A 15,510-nucleotide genomic window follows, 5' to 3' on the forward strand; every position below is an offset into this window, starting at 1 on the left:
CCAAATGGGGAAAAAGATAGGCAAGAAGTTATTCACCAAAATGAACAGCCTGCTTCTCGTGTCGGCCATGTTGGTCAGCGTTGTTGGTTGTAGTAGTGGAAATAGTAGTGAACCTGCGGAGACTACGATTTCAAGTGATTTTAACAAGGAAGGTCTTCCGATTGTCAATAAACCGGTCACACTCAAGGTACTGACGGTTCGTTGGGGGAATATGGGAGACACTTTTACACAGAACCAATGGCTCAAGGATTTGGAGAAGGATTCCAATGTGAAGATTGAGTGGCAGGTCATGTCCTCTAATGACTGGGGGGAGCAGAAATCCATTATGCTTGCCAGTGGTACACTCCCGGACATTATCTTGGGTGACCAGGTGTTCAGCGATTCGGACATTGTAAACAACCTGAGCTATTTCCGTCCACTGGATGAGTACATTGACTCGTATATGCCCAACTTGAAGGCTGCTATGCAAGAGACGCCAGATATGAAGAAAATCAGTACGTTTCCTGATGGCAAAATCTATTCCATGCCAACAAGACTGCCTGCCCGTCCGAAGAGCCGGAACCAGCCTGTAATTAATAAGGCTTGGCTTGATAAGCTGGGGCTGAAAGCACCAACGACAACAGAAGAACTGTATCAAGTGTTGAAAGCGTTTAAGGAAAAAGATCCGAATGGAAATGGAAAAAAGGACGAAATTCCGTACACGGAAACGGGTCTGAATGTGGATTTCCTCAATCCATTTGGAATCACTGACATTAATGCCAGCAGTATGATTGTGCAGGACGGTAAACCGGTCTTCTTCCCAACGACTGACGCCTATAAAGAAGCTCTTATTTATACACACAAGCTGTATTCAGAAGGGTTGATTGATCAGGAACTGTTCACACAAGACAATACAATGACATCAGCCAAATGGCAAAATGCAGACATTCCAATCGTCGGCTTCAGCAACCAGTGGACACCCGATGCGGTATTTGGCAAGTGGAGCGACGAATATGAAGCGATTGCGCCTATTGCCGGACCTGATGGCAAACGTTATCAACCAGGTGATCCAGGCGGTATGAATCTGGCCCGTAATGAACTGCTGATTACAAGTTCATGTACTGTTCCAGAAGTAGCGGCACGCTGGGCTGATCAGTTCTATTCCAACGAAGCCAGCATTCAGAATTTCTGGGGTGCGATCGGAACTGTAATTAAGAAAAATGATGATGGCACATATACGCTGATGGACCCGCCAGCAGGCACTAGCGCCGATGCTTGGTACTGGGATCAATCCCTGCGTGATTTCGGACCCAAATATGTAAGCCCTTCCTTTGAAGAAAAAATTAAGCTTAATCCGAAGGCTGGTGACGGACTCAAGCTGCAAATTGATCAGTTGGGCAGTGCCGATGTAACGACACCTTATCCTAAGGTTATGTACAATGCTGAAGAGTTCCAGGAGCTGCCAACGCTGACAACGGATATTGACGGTTATGTAGCGACGATGCGAGCTCAGTGGGTAACCAAAGGCGGCATCGAAGACGGCTGGGATGCTTATATCAAAAAGTTGAATGATATGGGACTTGAACAGTTACTGACCATCCGTAATGATGCCTTCGAACGTTATATGAACGTCAAATAGAGTGGAGTTCAGTCACATCATTCATTGATTAAATAACAAACAGGTGCACTTCCTTATTGAAGGAGGGCACCTGTTTGTTCGTTTAAGATCTGCGTTTCAATAATAAAACGCCACTGATGCTCGATGTTTTTTTGCTATACACCACTTTAAAACCAATATCATTGTCCAGCAAACAGTTTAAGGCATTAATCAGCAATGCACCACGCACCAGTGTGAAGGTACAAGGGGATGTGTTCCCAATCACACGCACACTTCTGATTCGGCGAGCAGAACCGGGAACGAGCGGATTTCTGGACCAGTAGATCAATACCAAATCCGGTTGTGGAACAGCTTTTACACTAGCCATCCTCATCATCTCTTTTCTATTAGATTCTTTATAGTAAATGAAAAGGGAATGAGGAAGGTGCTAGACAAAGGACGCGATATTTCATAAATGGGACAATCCCCAGTTATACCCATTGATAAGTTCATGCAATTCATATTTGTAATTCACACACATGATTCGGACCAAAGTATGGTGTATCAGTCAATCATAAGTGTACTTCCAGTCCCATACATATAATGCTGGAGGTGATTGGAATGAGCAAGGAACCCATGGATGAGAACAAAAAGATAGAACAGCGAAATGCCTTTCTTCGGGATAATAACGGAAAAGAGATGTCTTCCAACGAAGGGGTTAAAATATCGGATGATAGTAACTCGCTAAAAGCGGGGGATCGCGGACCCACGCTGCTTGAAGATTTTCTGATGCGTGAGAAACTGTCTCACTTTGACCGGGAACGCATTCCGGAGAGAGTTGTGCATGCCCGGGGATATGGAGCCTACGGTGAATTTGAGTTATATGAGTCACTTGAAGAGTTAACGATGGCACATTTTCTTCAGGATCCCGGTGTGAAGACACCGCTATTCGTTCGTTTTTCCGAGGTTGCAGGCTCCAAAGGAGTGAACGAAACGAATCGGGATGTGCGTGGGTTTTCAGTGAAGTTTTATACCGAAGAAGGCAACTTTGATCTGGTCGGCAATAATATTCCGATCTTCTTCATTCAGGATGGGATCAAGTTCCCGGATTTGATTCATGCACTGAAGCCGGAACCCAATAATGAAATTCCACAAGGCTCCACTGCGCACGATACCTTCTGGGACTTCATCGCCAATAATCAGGAGTCGGCAGCGATGGTCATGTGGATTATGTCGGATCGCACGATACCGCGAAGCTTTCGAATGATGCAGGGATTTGGAGTACATACCTTCCGGCTGGTGAACAAAGAAGGCAAATCCAGATTCGTGAAATTTCATTGGAGGCCTGTACTTGGCATGCATTCTTTTGTGTGGGATGAGGCGCAGAAGCTGGGCGGTGCGGACCCGGATTTTCATCGCAGGGACCTGTGGGAGAATATCAATGCAGGTAACTTTGCTGAGTTCGAACTTGGAATACAGGTGCTGGAGGAAGCGGATGAATTCAAGTTTGATTTTGATATTTTGGATGCAACGAAATTATGGCCAGAAGAAGACATTCCGGTACGAATCATTGGCAAAATGACGATTAACCAAAATGTCGAGAATGTATTTGCGGAAACGGAACAGTCGGCTTTCCATCCTGGCAACATTGTACGTGGCATTGATTTCAGCAATGATCCACTGCTTCAAGGCCGGCTATTCTCGTATACGGATACACAATTGGCAAGGGTGGGCACGAATTATCAGGAATTGCCGATCAATCGTCCCGTGTGCCCTGTACATAACAACCAGAGAGACGGTGCTTCCCGCTACACCATTGATCGAGGAAGAGTCGCCTATCACGATAACTCTCTTGCCAATAATTCTCCCTATACTGTGCCCGGTACAAAAGGTGGGTTTGTAACGTATCCTTCCACGGTGCAAGGTCTCAAGGAACGAAAAACGGCAGCTAGTTTCCTGGATCATTTCTCACAGGCACGTTTATTCTGGAACAGCATGACTGGTGTGGAGAAGGGTCATATCATTCAGGCACTCACGTTTGAGCTTGGGAAAGTAAAAGATGTTTCGATTCGCCAACAGGTCGTCGATATGTTAGGGAATATCAGCACAGAGCTGGCAACCATTCTGGCTCGCGAGCTTGGAGTCGCTGTACCTAAGGTTTCCGAATCTACGGTGACAAAATCCTCCCCTGCGCTAAGCATGGCCAATACCGTATTTTCTCCCAAGACACTGCGCGTCGGGGTGATTGTCGGTGAAGGATTTGATGGTCCCAGCACACAATACATTTTGGATGAGTTTAAGAGCGCGGGACTTCGTCCAGTCATTGTTCATGAAAGACAAGGTGTGGTCCATGGAACGAGCGGTGTGGAGTTGAAAGTGGATGACAGCTTTTTGACCGGATCACCTTTAGTATATGATGGGTTATTCATTGTTGGAGGACAGAAGGAAGATAATTATTTTCAGAAATACACCCGATCCTATGCCATTGAAACGTACAATCATTTTAAACCGGTAGGAGCTACACCGACGGGGGAGGCACTGATCCAGCCAGTCGGTATTATCGGCAAACCTGGCGTCATTGTGGAACAACAACCAGCGGCGTTTGCAGAGCAATTCATTCAAGCAATGACCCAGCAACGCTTTTGGGATCGAACGTAGCAGATTGAATGTCTTCAACGAGTAGATCTCAAATAACAAGAAAAGGACCTCACTAGAGATCCTTTTTCTTGTTTCTTGTGCTTGAAAAAAATAAGAGCGCTATTTCCCTAATTTGCTGCAATTGATTTTAGTCTTACTTATTGGTGCTATGCTGCTTCGCCGGCAGTTTATCTGTTGGTGTACCTTTACCATTGTTTTTGTTATGACGTGCTTTTTCGGCGTTCTCATTCACTTTCTTTACAAAATCATGGGTGCTCTCCATGTTTAAGCAAACCTCCTTCAGAAAATCAAAATGTGTAGCCTGAATCAATCTTAATATAACCATTGGAAGATCATTATATTTGGATGCTCCACTCTTACAGTAATATCATTACGACTAGTATGAAACGTCGGTGGGATAAACTGGACATGGGAAGTTCAGGCGTCTAAACTGTATAGAACGATACAAACAAGAAGGAGCCCGAATCGAACCATGTTGCAGAAATTCGGTTTTACACAATATGAAAGTCAGGTATATGAGGCCATATTTGCGCAGGATGCACCGCTCGATGCCACATCCATTGTTAATTACTCCAATGTACCCAAGGCTAAGATATACGAAGTGCTTAATCGGCTTATTGATAAGGGAATCGTCCTAACAACTATGCATGGGAAGAAAAAATTGTACATGGCGGTTGATCTTCAGTCCATTATCCTCAAAATTAGGGCTGACTTTGAGAAGGATATTGAGGAATTAAAGACATATAAAATCAAACGTACATTCACAGATGAACATATCTGGACATTGAAGGATGCATCATCCATTGCATCGAACATTGAACAGCTCATTGAGGAAGCGGATTCGTATATCCTTTTTCTGGCCTGGAACGAGCAAATGGAGAAATACCGGGAGCTTCTGGAGAGAAAAGAGGCCGAAGGGGTACATGTAGAGGTCTTGGCTGTAGGAGGACTGCAAACGTCTCTAACCCATAAATATTCGTTAATTCCGATGCTTGAGGACAGTAATCTTGAGCCCTCGCAGCTAATCATTGTTGACCATGGCTATCTCTTGTTTGCAGGAATCGAACATGATTCATGGAAGGCCATCAAGACAACGTCCAAACCGATTGTTAAAGCAATGACGGATTATTTCTATCATGACGTCGCTCTTACTCAAATTACCAAAAAATATGGTGACCAGCTGCTTCAGGACGAAGAAATCGCACGTCTGCTGGCGCGATTAATTTATTAAAACGATGGTTCCAAAGCTATTCTTTCGGAGAATAGCTTTTTTGTATTGAAATCTTCTCTTGATTAAGTTACTATCGTAGTTGTAACTTTCGAGGAGGCTTCAAAAATGAATAAAAAAGTATATGTCCTGGCAATCGCGGCATTTGTGGTTGGTACCGTTGAACTCATTTTAGGCGGGATTCTGGACTTGATTGCAACAGATCTTCATCTGACCTTGGCCAAAGCCGGGTATTTAATTTCCATCTTCTCCCTTGTCTATGCGTTATCTGCGCCTATTTTGTTAAATATGACGGCTAGATTCGAACGTAAAAAAGTATATATGTGCACTTTATTCGTTTTTCTAATCAGCAATCTCATCTCTGCGTTCAGTGCTAATTTCTATATTCTTTTGGCAGGCAGAGCATTGGGGGCTGCAACGGGCTCGCTGATTTTTGTCCTGTCTTTGACGCTCGCAGCTCGTATTGTGGAGCCCCAATATAAAGGGCGTGCTGTGGGAATAATCACGATGGGAGGAAGTGCATCACTGATTCTGGGGGTACCTCTCGGAATCTTTGTGGGTAATATCGCAGGATGGCGTGAAGTGTTTATGTTGATCGCGATTTTGACTGCAGTAGTCATGGTTGCCATTGGCATTGCCATGGATCGTGTGCAGCCGATTCCGGCAGTATCCCTGAAGAAGCAGCTTACTGCTCTATGGAACCCGAAAATGCTGGCAATCCATGTTACAACATTGCTTGTGCTCGCAGGACACTTAACGTTATATGCTTATTTCACACCATTTCTCCAGGAAGCGCTGGGAGCCAGCTCAACAATGGTCACCTTTATCTATATGATGTTTGGTATCGCTGCTGTGGCAGGGGGAGGAATCGGCGGCATATTATCAGATCGCTTGCACCCAGCCAAAGCCATTATTATCGTGCTGATACCCTTTATCATAAGCATGGCGGTTATTCCATTTAGTACCGGGTTGCCTTTAATTGCCTTCTTGATTCTGCTAAGTATCTGGAGTGCATTAAGCTGGACCGTTACACCGGTACAGAATAGTCTGATTATCAAAACCTCACCGGCAACGGCTGAAACGTTAATTAGCACCAATTCAGGCATTGCACATGCTGGTATTGCTCTGGGAACCTATATAGGTGGGATGGTTATCGATCATTCGTCCATTATGTATACAGGATGGGTGGGATCGGTTCTGATCCTTATGGGTCTGGTGTCGGCCGTTTACGCAATTAGTCGCAAGGAGCAAACTGTTCAGGCGGCTGGATAATGTGTTGATTTAAAAGTTGTCTTTGCAAACTGCTATATATTTTTTTACTTCAGCAAACCTCTGCGATCCAATAATTATTGGATCGCAGAGGTTTTTTTAATAACATTAGGCATAATATCTCTATATTCAATTTGCAAAGGAACTTGATTTATTTAGGTTATCCCATATAATTATTATAGCTTTATAAAGTATCTTAATTTAACGGTTCAAAAATTAATATAGACGTAAAGGGGAAACAATCATGAGCAGTATTACAACAAAATCGGAAAAACAAAAAATGATCGATGGTGAGCTGTACTTGGCTTCCGATCCCCAATTGTATCAAGACCGGGAATATGCAAGAAAAATGACACGCATGTACAATCAGACCACAGAAACAGATGGTGCGCTCCGTACAAAGCTATTAAAAGAGCTATTAGGATCAACGGGTGAACACCTGAGCATGGAACCGAATATTCATTTTGACTATGGATACAACATTCATGTTGGAGAGCATTTCTATACCAACTTTAACTGTACGATACTTGATGTATGTGAAGTGCGCATTGGGGATAACTGTTTAATGGGACCTGATGTTCACATATATACCGCTACCCATCCCTTGAATCCATTCGAACGGATAACAGGTGCAGAGTATGGTAAGCCAGTAACCTTAGGAAATAATGTATGGATCGGAGGCAGGGCAGTTATTAATCCAGGAGTCACCATTGGGAACAATGTCGTTATTGCTTCCGGTGCCGTAGTTACAAAAGATGTCCCGGATAACAGGATTGTTGGTGGAAATCCTGCTAGAATCATTAGAGAGATAGAGCTTTAATCTATTCATTTTGGACAGAAGAGTTGGAGGCATAAGAATTCATGACAGAAAAAGAGAAATCACAACTGGGACTACTGTATAATGCGAATTATGACAAAGAATTAATTGATGAGCGGTTGTACGCGAAGGGACTTTGTTACGAGTACAATCAGCTTCATCCAGGCAAGATCTCTGAGAGAGAGGCGCTGCTCAAAAAGTTGCTCGGAAAAACGACGAATCGTTTCCTGATTGAGCAGCCATTTGTATGTGATTACGGCTATAACATTGAAATTGGCGAGAACTTCTATAGCAATCATAATATAGTTATGCTGGATGGAGCTAAAATCCGGTTTGGTGACAACGTTTTTGTTGCTCCGAACTGTGGATTCTACACTGCTGGTCATCCTTATGATGTGGAACAACGTAACGAAGGACTTGAAATTGTAGGTCCCATCACAGTGGGCAATAATGTATGGATTGGTGGCGGCGTGACTGTGCTTGCGGGTGTGACCATTGGAGATAACACAATCATCGGTGCAGGAAGTGTAGTTACCAGAGACATTCCTTCGGATGTAATTGCTGCGGGTAATCCATGCAGAGTTATTCGCAAAATAACGGAAGCAGACAAAACGAAGTATAGAAAAAGCTAACACAAATGTATACGAACCCTCAGAATGCCCGATGTTTTTTCATCGGGTGTTTTTAAACCCTTTGGAGATATTGTATAGTTACTACATTGGAGAAGAAACTATGGAGTAGGGGTGCTTATGAAAATAGCGAACGCGTATTTGATGAAAGAAATTAATATAAACCATGTACGCCAGGTCATGAAACGGGTAGAAACAGCAACGAAGCCACAACTGGCCTCCTTGACCAAGCTCAGTGTAGTAACCGTCAATTCACTGGTCAAAGAGTTGTGTGAACTGGGTGAACTGTTTGAGGACGAGACAGTACCTTCCAACGGGGGGAGACCTGCATTAACCTACAGATATAATTACGATTTTAGCTTGGCTTTGGTCATGTATATCAACGAAAAGCAGGGGCAGGATCTGATCACAGCCACTGTCATTAACTTAGAGGATAACATGGTGTTCAGAGAAGAATATACGATGCCCGCCTTTGACCAGAGACACTTCTATGAAATCATTGGGAACGTACTAGCTCAACATGCTTCCATTAAAGTCATCGGTATCGGTATTCCGGGGCAAACCGTGAATGGAGAAATTACGGTGAGCAGTCACCGGCAGTTAGAAGGTGTCCGCATGATTGAAGATCTTGAAGCACAGTTCGGATTACCAGTCATGGTGGAAAATGATGTGAACGCTGCAATTAGCGGATATTGCGCAAAAAGAGAGTTAGACGAGGATCAGTGTGTCATCGGAATTTATTTTCCAACCAAATATCCTCCAGGCATGGGCATTTATGTGGACGGTAAAGTGATCAAAGGAAAACGTGGCATGGCCGGGGAAGTCAAATACCTTCCTATGGGAATTGATTGGTATGATACAGTGGAAAAGGAAGCGTTTATTGCAACGGTATGCAAAATGATTCAAATAATAAATGCGATTCTTGCTCCAGACCAGGTGGTGATTTATCAGAAGATGGTTGAAGAAGATGCAGTGGTTCAAGCGTGGCAAATGTATCAAGGCGATCTGTCGATGCCATCTTATCCTGACATCATTCTGATCGATTCCTTCCAGGAAGACTTTGAAGCAGGGATGCGATGGTTAACATTGAAAGCATTGGAACCGGACCTGGTCCAATTCAACTGAAGACGGACTCCCGTAATAATAAAAATCCCTCAGCAGAAAACAATACATCATCACATTGTATACCAATGCATGTCCTTGTTTTCTGCTGGGGGAGAGCAGGAATGCACCTGCTACAGCTGTAACAATTCCTTAACGTTTTAGGCTCTTGCCGTTACTGCCAATGACATCTTTGTACCAGTGGAACGACTTTTTGCGATACCGTTCGAGTGTTCCTGAACCATCATCATGGCGATCAACATAGATATAACCATAACGCTTTTTCAATTGTGCTGACGAAGCACTGACCACATCAATACATCCCCAGGACGTATAACCCATAACTTCAACGCCGTCTTCAATGGCTTCCCCGACCTGAACAAGATGATCATTCAAGTACTGAATGCGATAGTCATCTTCAACTGTCTTTTCACCATCAGATCCGGTAATAAGCTCGTCCACAGCGCCCAACCCATTTTCCACAATAAAGAGTGGTTTCTGATAACGGTCATAGAACATATTCAAAACATAACGCAGTCCTTGCGGATCGATCTGCCATCCCCATTCACTTGCAGGCAAGTAAGGGTTAGGTATACCTCCAAGCAGGTTACCTTCACCTGCAACTTGTTTATCCGGATCAGCCGTTTGGCAGATACTCATGTAATAGCTGAAAGAAATGAAGTCGACGGTATGGAGCAACATGTCTTCGTCGCCATCTTCCATCTGAATCTGGATTCCATTTTCACGGAAGTAACGTTTCATGTATCCAGGATAGCGGCCTCTCACATGTACATCTCCGAAGAAATAATTGCTGTGTTCGAATTCCATCACTTTAATCATGTCATCGGGATTCGGTGTTAGTGGATAGGTCGGCATACTGAGCATCATACAACCAATCTGTGCAGTTGGAATGATCTCATGACAGAGTTTCACAGCAGAAGCGCTGGCTACAAACTCATGGTGTATTGCCTGATAAAGATCCTGCTTGCTCAATTTCTCTTTTGGTGTGTAGATCCCACCGCTCATGAATGGTGCTTCCAGAATCGAATTGATTTCGTTGAACGTGAGCCAATATTTCACTTTATTTTGATAACGTTTAAATACAGCAGTCACATAACGCTCGTAGAAGCCGACCATCTTCCGATTAACCCAGCCATCATATTCCTTGGAGAGATGGAGAGGTGTCTCGTAGTGGGAAAGGGTGACCAGTGGTTCGATTCCGTATTTAAGACACTCGTCAAAGAGATCATCATAGAATTGAAGGCCTTCTTCATTGGGTTCCAGCTCATCGCCTTTAGGGAAAATACGGGACCAGGCGATGGAAGTACGGAATACCTTGAATCCCATCTCAGCGAACAGCTTCACGTCTTCTTTATAACGGTGATAGAGGTCAATCCCGATCAGTTTCATGTTATCTTCAGTCGGTTCTTCAGTAATGGGACCCATGATACCTTTGGGAGCCACATCCTGAGTGGACAAACCTTTGCCACCTAGATTATATGCACCTTCAGCCTGGTTGGCGGCAATCGCACCACCCCACAGAAAGTTTTCAGGGAAATGAAATGATGGATGTTGAGAATGAGTCATGTGTATCGCTCCAATCGTTATGAATTCATTGTGAATATTACATACAGCAGCACTGCATAAAAAAAGCTTAATCGTTGGAACGGGTTACACGTCAAGTTTTACTTTTTATTTATTTTGAGGCAAACTGTAAATCATCATAGAAAGTCAGCAAGAAAGGAGACTTCATGTGTCCAAGTTCGATGAAATTATGAAGCTGTCCGGCTACTCGAAGGCCACGGTGTCCAGAGTAATTAATCATTCACCACATGTGAGTGACGAGGCCCGGCAGAAAATAACGCAAATCATGAAACAGCTCAACTATATCCCGAACCGAAATGCCGTTTCGTTATCTACCGGACAGACCAAGCAAATTGGAATTGTCACATCCGCAACCAACGAAATTATTATTACGTTCATGAATCAATTCATTGATACAGCGATGGATTATGGATTCCAGACCCTGATCTATACTTCGCGTGGAGATAAAGAGATTGAATTGCAGGCGTTCGAGGATCTGCGGAGTAAACGAGTAGATGGACTGGTGATTATGACCTGTGTCAATCATCCAGACAAACTGAAAGCCTATTGCGAGTATGGTCCGATTGTATCTTGGCAGCGGATGGGAGATGACGAAATTCCGTCAGTGGCTATGGATCAGGCGCAAGGCTACAAGCTGGCTCTTGAACATCTGGTGTCCAAAGGATATACCCGCATTGCCAATGCCTTTGGCAGAGCAGAAAGTCTGAATACCCAGAGTCGGCGTGAAGCCTATGAATCATTTATGGAAGATAAGGGTCTGCCTGTATTACGTGAAGCTTATCAATATTCCGTGTTCAGTTCGTCTGACGGAGAAGAGGCGATGCGAAGAATGGCAAGTGGGCCAGAACTTCCTCAAGCGGTGTTATGTTCGAATGATTATGCAGCAATCGGAATCTGGTCCGAAGCACGCAAACAGAATATACAAGTTCCCGAACAACTTGCTATTGTTGGTTTCGATGACATTGAGTTGTCGCGTGTGCTTGGAATAACAACCATACATAATCCAATTGCAGAACAAGCTACGCAGGCCTTTCATCGATTATGGGCCGTCCTTGGCAAGCAGGAGCTACAGCCTCAGCAATTGGAATTTCAACTGATAGAACGTGCAACCACCTAAATTTTTTTGGGGAAAAGCACATCATTGCATACGAATTCTTACACCATTTAGAGAACGTAGCATAGCAAAGGAGGGATCGCTATGGCACGTGTTTTATTTATTAACGGTGGATCAGAGGGGCATGTCAATCCAACGATTGGCGTCGTACAAGAGCTTATTTCACGCGGGGAAGAGGTCGTGTACTTCACTATAGAAGCTTATCGGGAACGTATGGAAAAGACGGGGGCTATAGTCCGAACCTTTGACGGTCAAAAATTCATTAAAGCCTTTGTCTCAGGTGGCAGAGATTATGTGCTCGAGCGAGTCAACGGTCTTTTACTTACGGCAGATATCGTCATTCCGAGCGTGCTTGAACAGATCCAGGGTGAACATTTTGACTACATCATCCATGATTCTATGTTTGGCTGCGGACGTTTGTTTGCGCAAATTTTGAAGCTGCCTGCAATTAATTCATGCACTTCTTTTGCGCAGACCGAAGAATCTTTCGATCATTTGATGCAACACTTTTTCTTAAATGTTCCTACCGAAATCGCCCAACCTATAAACGATACATTCCATAGCCTGACGATCAGGTTACAGGAAAAATATGATGTGGAGATTGCTTCTCCCTACGAAGTGTTTTGCAATCCCGCGCCGCTTACCATCGTATATACAACAAGGGAATTCCAGCCTTATGGAGATGCATTCGACCACACGTATCATTTTGTAGGTCCGTCCATCTTCTCGCGATTAACGCATGAAGACTTCGACCTGACAGCAATTAAAGGGAAAAGACCTATTTACATTTCACTGGGTACAATTTTTAACCAAGCTCTTGATTTCTATAAGCTTTGCTTGGAAGCATTGGGGAATACCGATCATACAATCGTCATGTCTGTAGGGGATAGAACACAAATTACGGATCTGGGAGAAATTCCGGGGAATTTTATGGTTAAACGTTATGTTCCACAAATGGATGTATTGCAGTCCGCTAAATTATTTATTACACATGGCGGGATGAACAGTACCAATGAAGGTTTATATTATGGGGTTCCCCTCATTATATTCCCTCAAAGCGCGGATCAGCCGATCATCGCAGAGCAGGTTGTTAGTAGAGGAGCAGGTATCAGTTTACAAATGCAAACCTTGACTGCCAGTCAGCTGCGTGAAGCTGTGGATCATGTGTTGAGCGCTCCTTCTTTTGAGAAAGCTGCTGCGAATTTGAGGGAATCCTTTCGAAAATCAGGCGGATATCATTATGCTGTTGATGCGATTTTTGAATTTAAGACTCAACATTTCATTCACGTATAGTTCAGTCATTAATTATTCAAAATTGAAGCATTTCCGGACCAGAACCATGCGGTATACTGAACAAGACGTTTCAAGAGAAGCTGCATTATTACAGATGATGTGGCTTCAAGTTGAAACATGTTTTAACAAGTTACACATTTCACAAACTAGCCGCTGGAAAGGTGAGATTGAACAGGATGAAGACAGTGACGGGTCGATTCAGAATTGCAGGCATTTGGGAAGGTGTATCATTGCTGCTGTTGATTTTTATAGCCATGCCGCTAAAATATTTAGCCGATATGTCTTCCCCAGTAATGATTATGGGTATGATTCACGGTATTCTTTTTCCGCTATATCTAATTACACTTGTGCATTTGGCAGTTGTGAAGAAGTGGAAAGCTTCACGCTGGTTCATGGGATTGGTAGCAGGCTTATTGCCTTTTGGAACATTTGTATTCGAATCCTATCTTCGCAAGAGGGATTGGAAGTAAAGATTGCTGAAAAGAACAATGACAATGACAGCAGGCGACCAACCTGGATGTTATCCGAACTGGTCGCCTGCTGATTTTCTGTACAAATTCTTTCTTGGAAAGAGTGCGAACGCTTATTTTACGGTGCCTTGCTGACGATCTGATAGCAGGCTAACTCCAATATCACCAGAGGCATCAGATGCAGATGCAGGTGCATACGCGGAGAAGGAGATAACAGCAATCAGGGCAGTAAGCAGAAAAACAAATGATTTTTTCATACAAAAACCTCTTTTCATTTGGGATGATCTTCCAACTTCATTTTAATGCAGATAGGCTGTGTTTGAAAAGAAAATGTTTAGGTGAGTGCGAGATTTGTACAGTCAATCATTCGTGATAAACTATAGTTTAACTATAGTTGCCAACTGACCGAAAGGGATGACCCTTATGAAAGAGCTCCATACTTTAACATCCATAGAAATGATCGAAGAAATGATTAAGCAACATGAATTGGTTTTTTTGTACGTATCACGGCCAGAGTGCAGTGTATGTCACGCCTTACTCCCTAAGATTAGGGAGTTACTTGAACCGTATCCAATGGTGCACTTGGCCCACATCAATGCTAACCAAGTGGAAGAGGTGGCGTCCAGGTTTCTTATTTTCACAGTTCCCACGATGATTATGTTGGTGGAGCAGAAGGAGTATATTCGAGCCGATCGTTTTGTTCGCTTTGATCGATTGGAAGAGCAGGTACAACAAATTTATCGTATGTACACCCAGAATGGGGAATTAGAAGCATGATTATCGGCAGCTCATATATGAGCTGCTTTTTTTGCATAATATGCCATGAACATAGGGTGAACGCTTATACACGTAGTCCCACTTTGGAATAAAATACAGTATTAAATTGTATGAGGAAGAAGTGAGCGGATTGAGAATCGATTTGGGTAGCGGAAAAAATAAACACCAAAATTGTACGGGAATTGATCGAACAGCATATCCCACGACTAACATTGTTCACGATATCAATTCGCCCCTCCCGATTGATGATAACTGTGCCACATTTGTGATGTGTTCACACAGCTTGCAATATGTTGATCATTTGCAGCAGGTGATGGAGGAAATATATAGGATTAGTACACACAAAGCGATTGTCTGTATCGTAGCCCCCTATGCACATGTAACCTCGCATATGGTTAATCCCCATTTCAAGCAGTTGTTTAATGAATACATGCCCCAATTCTGGACCTCTCAGGTCAATGAAATACATGATGACAAGTCACCTTTGTATAGTTCAGATCGCCTGCAGCTTCAGGAGGAGACAGTAGAATCCCCTATCGATTTCAGGTTGCTCAACATGGAGTTTTTCTATTTCCCTTCCTATCACGGTTTATACAATGAAACGGAACTGGAACTGTTACGACACTCCCAACTGAATGTAGCTTATCAGATTATGTATCATCTCCTTGTTGTAAAGCAGCCGATTTCAGATGCCGAAGTTGCTGGATACCAATCAAGCGAACTGCTGGAGGAGCCGGATTACATCAAAGAGCAAAGAATTCAATATCAGGATCAGGAAGGACTGGAGAAGCCCTTTTATCTGGAACACTTGTCTCCCACATTAGGGCAAGAGAAGCGTGAAATACCAGAGAAAAAACTCCCCTTACCGCAACGCAGTAAGAGGAGTGTAGGCACGACAGGTAACCGTCGTTTAAAGTCCGGACGCAAAAGCAATATGCGATCACCAAAGCGGAAAAAGAAAAGAGATTGAATT

16 protein-coding genes are annotated in these 15,510 nt (G+C 43.5%); 12 read left to right on the plus strand and 4 right to left on the minus strand.

What is annotated here, in order from left to right:
* Window positions 1-4: 4 nt before the first annotated feature.
* Window positions 5-1,618 (plus strand): type 2 periplasmic-binding domain-containing protein, encoded by a 1,614-nt coding sequence (locus tag PTQ21_RS19260; protein WP_274566761.1) that lies wholly within the window; start codon window positions 5-7, stop codon window positions 1,616-1,618.
* A gap of 82 nt (window positions 1,619-1,700) precedes the next feature.
* Here PTQ21_RS19260 and PTQ21_RS19265 read toward each other — a convergent pair whose 3' ends face one another.
* Window positions 1,701-1,964 carry a hypothetical protein gene (locus PTQ21_RS19265; protein WP_063563578.1) on the minus strand — a complete coding sequence of 88 codons (264 nt, stop codon included), beginning with the start codon at window positions 1,962-1,964 and terminating at the stop codon, window positions 1,701-1,703.
* 233 nt (window positions 1,965-2,197) lie between these two features.
* Between PTQ21_RS19265 and PTQ21_RS19270 the strand changes: the two genes are divergently transcribed.
* Complete coding sequence (locus PTQ21_RS19270) at window positions 2,198-4,234, plus strand: catalase (protein ID WP_371129217.1); 2,037 nt, start codon at window positions 2,198-2,200, stop codon at window positions 4,232-4,234.
* Window positions 4,235-4,367: 133 nt separating this feature from the next.
* Here the strand turns inward: PTQ21_RS19270 and PTQ21_RS19275 are convergent, their stop codons facing one another.
* Entirely contained in the window at window positions 4,368-4,496 is a 129-nt protein-coding gene (locus PTQ21_RS19275; RefSeq protein ID WP_036664828.1) for a DUF4023 family protein, read from the minus strand.
* 210 nt (window positions 4,497-4,706) lie between these two features.
* Between PTQ21_RS19275 and PTQ21_RS19280 the strand changes: the two genes are divergently transcribed.
* The 5 genes from PTQ21_RS19280 to PTQ21_RS19300 all read left to right on the plus strand — a co-directional run bounded on the left by PTQ21_RS19280 (window position 4,707) and on the right by PTQ21_RS19300 (window position 9,302).
* Window positions 4,707-5,465, plus strand: coding sequence for a TrmB family transcriptional regulator (locus PTQ21_RS19280; protein ID WP_064638684.1), 759 nt, complete (start codon window positions 4,707-4,709; stop codon window positions 5,463-5,465).
* A gap of 105 nt (window positions 5,466-5,570) precedes the next feature.
* Window positions 5,571-6,734 (plus strand): MFS transporter, encoded by a 1,164-nt coding sequence (locus PTQ21_RS19285; RefSeq protein ID WP_090806041.1) that lies wholly within the window; start codon window positions 5,571-5,573, stop codon window positions 6,732-6,734.
* Window positions 6,735-6,975: 241 nt separating this feature from the next.
* Window positions 6,976-7,551: a sugar O-acetyltransferase gene (locus tag PTQ21_RS19290; protein WP_274566765.1), complete on the plus strand. Its 576-nt coding sequence runs from the start codon at window positions 6,976-6,978 to the stop codon at window positions 7,549-7,551.
* 41 nt (window positions 7,552-7,592) lie between these two features.
* Window positions 7,593-8,180: a sugar O-acetyltransferase gene (locus PTQ21_RS19295; RefSeq protein ID WP_274566766.1), complete on the plus strand. Its 588-nt coding sequence runs from the start codon at window positions 7,593-7,595 to the stop codon at window positions 8,178-8,180.
* Between the two features lie 117 nt (window positions 8,181-8,297).
* Complete coding sequence (locus PTQ21_RS19300; RefSeq protein ID WP_274566767.1) at window positions 8,298-9,302, plus strand: ROK family protein; 1,005 nt, start codon at window positions 8,298-8,300, stop codon at window positions 9,300-9,302.
* 129 nt (window positions 9,303-9,431) lie between these two features.
* On the opposite strand, the gene PTQ21_RS19305 is transcribed toward PTQ21_RS19300, so the two are convergent.
* Window positions 9,432-10,865: a glycoside hydrolase family 1 protein gene (locus PTQ21_RS19305; protein WP_072732692.1), complete on the minus strand. Its 1,434-nt coding sequence runs from the start codon at window positions 10,863-10,865 to the stop codon at window positions 9,432-9,434.
* Window positions 10,866-11,031: 166 nt separating this feature from the next.
* On the opposite strand from PTQ21_RS19305, the gene PTQ21_RS19310 reads away from it, so the two are divergent.
* The 3 genes from PTQ21_RS19310 (at window position 11,032) to PTQ21_RS19320 (ending at window position 13,760) form a co-directional block, all read left to right on the plus strand.
* Window positions 11,032-12,000: a LacI family DNA-binding transcriptional regulator gene (locus PTQ21_RS19310; protein WP_274566768.1), complete on the plus strand. Its 969-nt coding sequence runs from the start codon at window positions 11,032-11,034 to the stop codon at window positions 11,998-12,000.
* A gap of 81 nt (window positions 12,001-12,081) precedes the next feature.
* Window positions 12,082-13,290, plus strand: coding sequence for a macrolide family glycosyltransferase (locus PTQ21_RS19315; protein ID WP_274566769.1), 1,209 nt, complete (start codon window positions 12,082-12,084; stop codon window positions 13,288-13,290).
* 176 nt (window positions 13,291-13,466) lie between these two features.
* Window positions 13,467-13,760 carry a DUF3817 domain-containing protein gene (locus PTQ21_RS19320; protein WP_064638677.1) on the plus strand — a complete coding sequence of 98 codons (294 nt, stop codon included), beginning with the start codon at window positions 13,467-13,469 and terminating at the stop codon, window positions 13,758-13,760.
* Window positions 13,761-13,873: 113 nt separating this feature from the next.
* Here PTQ21_RS19320 and PTQ21_RS19325 read toward each other — a convergent pair whose 3' ends face one another.
* Complete coding sequence (locus PTQ21_RS19325; protein WP_269056662.1) at window positions 13,874-14,017, minus strand: hypothetical protein; 144 nt, start codon at window positions 14,015-14,017, stop codon at window positions 13,874-13,876.
* A gap of 211 nt (window positions 14,018-14,228) precedes the next feature.
* Between PTQ21_RS19325 and PTQ21_RS19330 the strand changes: the two genes are divergently transcribed.
* A complete protein-coding gene (locus PTQ21_RS19330) occupies window positions 14,229-14,537 on the plus strand; it encodes a thioredoxin family protein (protein WP_306454171.1) in 309 nt (102 codons plus the stop codon).
* 268 nt (window positions 14,538-14,805) lie between these two features.
* On the plus strand, window positions 14,806-15,507 hold the full coding sequence (locus PTQ21_RS19335; protein ID WP_274566770.1) for a hypothetical protein: 702 nt from the start codon (window positions 14,806-14,808) through the stop codon (window positions 15,505-15,507).
* Window positions 15,508-15,510: the final 3 nt, after the last annotated feature.

The organism is Paenibacillus marchantiae (genome assembly GCF_028771845.1).
GTDB classification, from domain to species: Bacteria; Bacillota; Bacilli; order Paenibacillales; family Paenibacillaceae; genus Paenibacillus; species Paenibacillus marchantiae.

What these genes read in the sequence shown, in the direction of transcription:
- PTQ21_RS19315 (WP_274566769.1), top strand. Translation starts at nt 12,082, where the DNA reads ATGGCACGTGTTTTATTTATTAACGGTGGATCAGAGGGGCATGTCAAT.
- PTQ21_RS19270 (WP_371129217.1), top strand. Translation starts at nt 2,198, where the DNA reads ATGAGCAAGGAACCCATGGATGAGAACAAAAAGATAGAACAGCGAAAT.
- PTQ21_RS19290 (WP_274566765.1), top strand. Translation starts at nt 6,976, where the DNA reads ATGAGCAGTATTACAACAAAATCGGAAAAACAAAAAATGATCGATGGT.
- PTQ21_RS19320 (WP_064638677.1), top strand. Translation starts at nt 13,467, where the DNA reads ATGAAGACAGTGACGGGTCGATTCAGAATTGCAGGCATTTGGGAAGGT.
- PTQ21_RS19285 (WP_090806041.1), top strand. Translation starts at nt 5,571, where the DNA reads ATGAATAAAAAAGTATATGTCCTGGCAATCGCGGCATTTGTGGTTGGT.
- PTQ21_RS19265 (WP_063563578.1), bottom strand. Translation starts at nt 1,964, where the DNA reads ATGGCTAGTGTAAAAGCTGTTCCACAACCGGATTTGGTATTGATCTAC.
- PTQ21_RS19305 (WP_072732692.1), bottom strand. Translation starts at nt 10,865, where the DNA reads ATGACTCATTCTCAACATCCATCATTTCATTTCCCTGAAAACTTTCTG.
- PTQ21_RS19300 (WP_274566767.1), top strand. Translation starts at nt 8,298, where the DNA reads ATGAAAATAGCGAACGCGTATTTGATGAAAGAAATTAATATAAACCAT.
- PTQ21_RS19280 (WP_064638684.1), top strand. Translation starts at nt 4,707, where the DNA reads ATGTTGCAGAAATTCGGTTTTACACAATATGAAAGTCAGGTATATGAG.
- PTQ21_RS19260 (WP_274566761.1), top strand. Translation starts at nt 5, where the DNA reads ATGGGGAAAAAGATAGGCAAGAAGTTATTCACCAAAATGAACAGCCTG.
- PTQ21_RS19325 (WP_269056662.1), bottom strand. Translation starts at nt 14,017, where the DNA reads ATGAAAAAATCATTTGTTTTTCTGCTTACTGCCCTGATTGCTGTTATC.
- PTQ21_RS19275 (WP_036664828.1), bottom strand. Translation starts at nt 4,496, where the DNA reads ATGGAGAGCACCCATGATTTTGTAAAGAAAGTGAATGAGAACGCCGAA.
- PTQ21_RS19330 (WP_306454171.1), top strand. Translation starts at nt 14,229, where the DNA reads ATGATTAAGCAACATGAATTGGTTTTTTTGTACGTATCACGGCCAGAG.
- PTQ21_RS19335 (WP_274566770.1), top strand. Translation starts at nt 14,806, where the DNA reads ATGTGTTCACACAGCTTGCAATATGTTGATCATTTGCAGCAGGTGATG.
- PTQ21_RS19295 (WP_274566766.1), top strand. Translation starts at nt 7,593, where the DNA reads ATGACAGAAAAAGAGAAATCACAACTGGGACTACTGTATAATGCGAAT.